Here is a 4,567-nt window from a genome sequence, read left to right on the forward strand (position 1 = left end):
ATGTCTGCGGCTAACGACGCCACTGAAACAAACAATGATGTACAGAGTCTTAGGTTTTAGGGAACAGCGGATCCGGGAACAGGGAACAGCGAACTCAGAAGAGGGAATAGGGAATAACTTATGTGTACCTCATCGCTATGAAAAACGCTATACACCCTGATTGACTGGCAAATATGCGTCGATGTCGGTTGGGTTGAAGTATGAAACCCAATCAGCACAAGCGATCGCGTTGGGTAGAGGCGCGCACCTACGATAGTTCAACAGCTTCCTTTACTTTTCTGAGTCAACCAGGTAATACACCACCGATTAACACAGACATCGGATAATCAAGCTAAGTTTAATCATTGGCTGATCAACGATAGCTCTATAATTTAGAGGGACTCATTATCAATTCATCTGTCATAATTCATAATTTTTAAAACTCTAGTTTTAAATCTGCCATTAATTTAAAAATACTTGATGGATCCCCTTGACGGTAGTATCCCCAATTAAATTCAGCAATTTGTTCTAGTACTTTGGGCTTAAAGTCTCCTTCGTTACCGTAACCAACAGTGAAAAAGGCAATTCGCTTCTCGCTGGAAAAGCCACTTTTTTCCAGTTCTTGATACAGTTGCTCAAGACGAAGCTTAGAATCAGAATCGTCGCCATCGGTCAAAATCACCACAGCATTAATGGCACGCTCTCGGTAATTTTTTTGTAACCAGTTACGGGCTTCGAGGGCAGCATCATATAACCGATTACCCCCGTCAGGGTTGAGATTAACAATAAACGCCATGGCGCGATCGCGTCCTTGAGGGCTGCTATCTACCAATACTGGTGGACGAATCTCGGAATCAAAATCAATCAGGGCAATTTGCTCTGTTGGTCCTAAACTCTCGATGTATGCGCGCAAGGTCTTTTGAACCGCTGCTAATTTATTCCCCGACATAGAACCGGAAGAGTTTACCAGCACCACCACTTGTGAGGGTTTTTTGGCAAATTCCTGCCAGGACTTGAGCATTGCTGCCACTACCTCTGGTTGAGGGGAACTCAGGGAATCATATCTGGCCTTGGAGTCAACACCGAATTGAGCAGAAAACTTGGCACCTAATGGCACTTCTGGTACACCTGGTCTTAAACCAAGTTCTGTGGCAATTTTTTGCACAACAGGCGATCGCAAATAATCAATCACCTGTTGCGCAGCAGCCTTTTCCTGCCTACTCACCCAAGGAGCTTTGGGTAAAATTGCTCGCATATTGGAGGTAAAGGTGGCCTGGGGATACACTGCCTCATAGCGGCTTTGCCCAGCTTGCTGATTGGAATTTGCAGCAATCACCGAAGACTCGTACACTGAAGCAATCGATGCCCAAAATGAACCATTCTTTACCATGTCCTTTGCCAAAGAACTAGTAGAGACACCATAGCGAATCACTTTACTTTGTATAGCCTGGATCTGTGTCTGATAACCCTGCACATCTGCTACTGTCAAGTGTTCTGGTCCTTTGCCAGAGACACTGGCAAATTGGGCCACTAAGGTTTGTAAACCAGAATTGGAGCGAGTAGGAGCAGTGTGGACAAGGTGAATGGGCAATTGAGGGCTATTGGGATCCAGTTCCTGGTGGGTTTTGGTACTCACCAAAGCTTTGTACAAATCCGGTTGCTGGCGTAATCCATCGGCTAATTCTGCCGATGTCATAAATACCATGGGGCTATGGGCTAACAACAGCGCATCGGTAATTTCTCCCATGTAATCTTTCCCTGGAAAAATCTGATTGATCTGATCGATTAACTGACGATGATAGATTTCCCCATCCACGGAAACTAAGGTAGGAAATTCTGGCGCATTACGCTTAAGGCTACGGGATTTGAGTTGTTGTGCCAGGGATGTCAGACTAGTTACCACATCGCTACTACTTTTAGTGTCGCAGCTGAGAAAGAACCCCTTACCATTGGCTAATTTGGGCTGTTGTTGGTTAAATTGCTCCGCTGCTTGCTCGCAGAATTGCCCTAAGGCGCTACCGACTAAGAATTTGACCTCAAAGCTTTGCTGGGTTAGACGGTTGGGTTTTCCCGTGCAAGCTCCTAGAAAAAGAATACCCAACGCAGTGCTCAGGTAAGTTAGGCGCTGATAACTCAATAATTTAGTATTCATAATATCGAATTTTTATTTGAGATGTAAACATAGGATTGATTAAAAAAGGGAACAGGGAATAGGGAATAGGGAACAGCAGGAAAGAGGGATGCCAGGATTTTTTTGTGTTATCATAAATCAGTATTTGGTTTAATGATATAGCAATTCTGTTTCCCATGAGGTACAAAGTGATCCCCCTAAATCCCCCTTAAAAAGGGGGACTTTGAGGTTGGTAATTGTACCTCATACATGCAATCAACGCTATATATTGGTAAATGCTATATTCTTATCTATTAAGATCACACTTTATCTAAAAATTAGCCATATACAAATTACCCACACCACCGTTTATTTTTGAAATAGTCTCACATTCTGTTAAAGTCAAATAGGTCGGCAGCAATCACTGATGATCAATCACTAATGATCAATAATGTCAAAGTAATTTACCATCCTCTTGTGCAGCATAAGTTAAGCCTGATGCGTCAGGCTGGAACGAGTACAGCCAAATTTCGTAAACTCCTTAAAGAAGTTGGGTTATTGTTGGCATACGAGGTAACACGGGATTTGCCCCTGAAGTATGAACCAATCAATACACCAATCTCGCCGATGCTAGCTCCGATGCTGGCTTCAGAAAAGAAGATGGTGATTGTCTCGATTATGCGAGCTGGACAGGGTCTGTTAGATGGTATTCTAGAACTAATCCCATCCTCTCGTATCGGTCATATCGGTTTGTATCGTGACCCCCATACCTTTGTGCCCATCGAATATTATTTCAAACTCCCCGATGATATGACTCAGCGAGATGTGTTGGTGGTTGATCCGATGTTAGCTACAGGTAATACTGCGGTTGCTGCTGTTGACCGACTCAAGGAAGTTAGCCCGAAGTCAATTAAGTTTCTTTGCTTATTAGCAGCACAGCAAGGGCTTGACTATTTCCAACAGCAACATCCAGATGTAGTGATTTACACGGCGGCTATTGATCAAGAATTAGATCACCATGGCTATATTGTTCCAGGACTTGGGGATGCAGGCGATCGCTTGTATGGTACGAAGTAATCTAATATAGCGCTACGCGCAAGGGCAAGAGGCAAGAGGCAAGAGGCAAGAGGAAAAAGTTTACTACAGGTGCGCTTTCCGCATCTAATTATTAAATTCGCCACGGGTCGCACCTAAAAAGCTTGTGCTGGTTGTATCAATGTCAAACACCTTAATGTGTAGTGCTATAAAGAGGATTAGGGAGTAGAGCTTGTAGCTTGTAGGGTGGGCAAAAACAGTTTGGTTCAAATTAGTATTAATGATTAGATTACTTTGCCCACCCTACTTTAGCTAAAATGGTGCAAAGCGCGTAAGCGCGTAGGGAGCGGTTGAAAAACTTTACCCAACATTGGCACTAGCTGCTAGGGGCGGGATGTTAGGATCCAAGCATAACACTCAAAGGAATATCCATGAGCTTGGTAATCTCTGATGACATTGTAGAAGCAAGTGGTTTGTCAGAAAGCGAATTATTGCTGACTATTGTGATTATGTTCTTCCAACAGGACAAAATCAGTTTAGGAAAGGCTAGTGAATTGCTCGGAATGCATCGAATGCAGTTTCAAACCTTGCTAGCAGAGCGGGGAATTTGTGTTCACTACGATGTCGCTGAATTCTTGGAAGACCTCCAAACTTTGGAAAAATAGGTTGAAACATGACTATTGTGAGCAATACCTCACCAATCTCAAACTTGGCGAGGGTAGGGGAGTTAAATCTTCTCCAGCAACTATATGGGACAGTTTTGATTCCGATGGCAGTTCATCAAGAACTTTTGGATGAGAGAGCTGGAAAAGCTGTGATCACGGCAGTTCAGTTAGCGACTTAGATAACAGTACAATCAGTCCAAAACCAAGCAGTAGTAAGTGAATTACGAAATCGATTGAATGTCGGAGAAGCGGAGGCAATCGCCCTAGCAATCGAGATGAAGGCAACTCACCTGCTAATTGATGAGCGTTTGGGTAGACAAGCAGCAACGGATTTGGGATTAAGAATTATTGGAGTGCTAGGCATTCTGCTGACAGCAAAACGTCAGGGAATGGTTCCAGCCATTAAACCGATCATGGATGATTTAATTAACCAAGCTGGTTTTAGAGTCAGCAGTAAGCTATATTCAGAGGTTTTGAAAACTGCCCAGGAATAAATCAATTAAGACAGTTGTGGTGCTAAAAAGCATTAAGTTAATGGTGTTAGATTAGATTGTAGGGTGGGCAAAAACAGTTTGGTTCCAATAATGATTAATGATTAGACTACTTTGCCCACCCTACTTTAGCTGACAGCTGACTCCCTGTAGTGAGTTTGATTTGTAACTTTGACCACAGATTTCTCGTGATGAGACCCACACTTTGATATTTGCCTTGTTTATCTGTGAATTCAAAAAAACTTGGGAGCGTTCCACCCCAAATACTAACATTTAGCATCACTTTG

6 protein-coding genes are annotated in these 4,567 nt (G+C 43.2%); 5 read left to right on the forward strand and 1 reads right to left on the reverse strand.

Translation table 11 applies throughout. The features are described from left to right. The first annotated feature begins 200 nt into the window (after positions 1-200). A complete protein-coding gene (locus tag F6J94_RS30705; RefSeq protein ID WP_293047203.1) occupies positions 201-326 on the forward strand; it encodes a hypothetical protein in 126 nt (41 codons plus the stop codon). A gap of 89 nt (positions 327-415) precedes the next feature. Here the strand turns inward: F6J94_RS30705 and F6J94_RS30710 are convergent, their stop codons facing one another. Beyond that, a complete protein-coding gene (locus F6J94_RS30710; RefSeq protein WP_293047204.1) occupies positions 416-2,131 on the reverse strand; it encodes a VWA domain-containing protein in 1,716 nt (571 codons plus the stop codon). A 399-nt stretch (positions 2,132-2,530) separates the two neighbouring features. Between F6J94_RS30710 and upp the strand changes: the two genes are divergently transcribed. From upp to F6J94_RS34515, 4 genes are all read left to right on the forward strand, one after another. Continuing rightward, on the forward strand, positions 2,531-3,166 hold the full coding sequence (upp, locus tag F6J94_RS30715; RefSeq protein WP_293047205.1) for a uracil phosphoribosyltransferase: 636 nt from the start codon (positions 2,531-2,533) through the stop codon (positions 3,164-3,166). Positions 3,167-3,555: 389 nt separating this feature from the next. Next, positions 3,556-3,789 (forward strand): UPF0175 family protein, encoded by a 234-nt coding sequence (locus tag F6J94_RS30720; RefSeq protein ID WP_293019890.1) that lies wholly within the window; start codon positions 3,556-3,558, stop codon positions 3,787-3,789. Between the two features lie 8 nt (positions 3,790-3,797). Beyond that, positions 3,798-3,968 carry a hypothetical protein gene (locus F6J94_RS34510; protein WP_365939934.1) on the forward strand — a complete coding sequence of 57 codons (171 nt, stop codon included), beginning with the start codon at positions 3,798-3,800 and terminating at the stop codon, positions 3,966-3,968. Positions 3,969-4,022: 54 nt separating this feature from the next. Next, on the forward strand, positions 4,023-4,283 hold the full coding sequence (locus tag F6J94_RS34515) for a DUF3368 domain-containing protein (RefSeq protein WP_367142295.1): 261 nt from the start codon (positions 4,023-4,025) through the stop codon (positions 4,281-4,283). The last annotated feature ends 284 nt before the right edge of the window (positions 4,284-4,567 follow it).

Origin of the sequence: Moorena sp. SIO1F2 (genome assembly GCF_010672755.1) — a bacterium.
Lineage (GTDB): Bacteria > Cyanobacteriota > Cyanobacteriia > Cyanobacteriales > Coleofasciculaceae > Moorena.

What these genes read in the sequence shown, in the direction of transcription:
- F6J94_RS30710 (WP_293047204.1), bottom strand. Translation starts at nt 2,131, where the DNA reads ATGAATACTAAATTATTGAGTTATCAGCGCCTAACTTACCTGAGCACT.
- F6J94_RS30705 (WP_293047203.1), top strand. Translation starts at nt 201, where the DNA reads ATGAAACCCAATCAGCACAAGCGATCGCGTTGGGTAGAGGCGCGCACC.
- F6J94_RS30720 (WP_293019890.1), top strand. Translation starts at nt 3,556, where the DNA reads ATGAGCTTGGTAATCTCTGATGACATTGTAGAAGCAAGTGGTTTGTCA.
- F6J94_RS34510 (WP_365939934.1), top strand. Translation starts at nt 3,798, where the DNA reads ATGACTATTGTGAGCAATACCTCACCAATCTCAAACTTGGCGAGGGTA.
- upp (WP_293047205.1), top strand. Translation starts at nt 2,531, where the DNA reads ATGATCAATAATGTCAAAGTAATTTACCATCCTCTTGTGCAGCATAAG.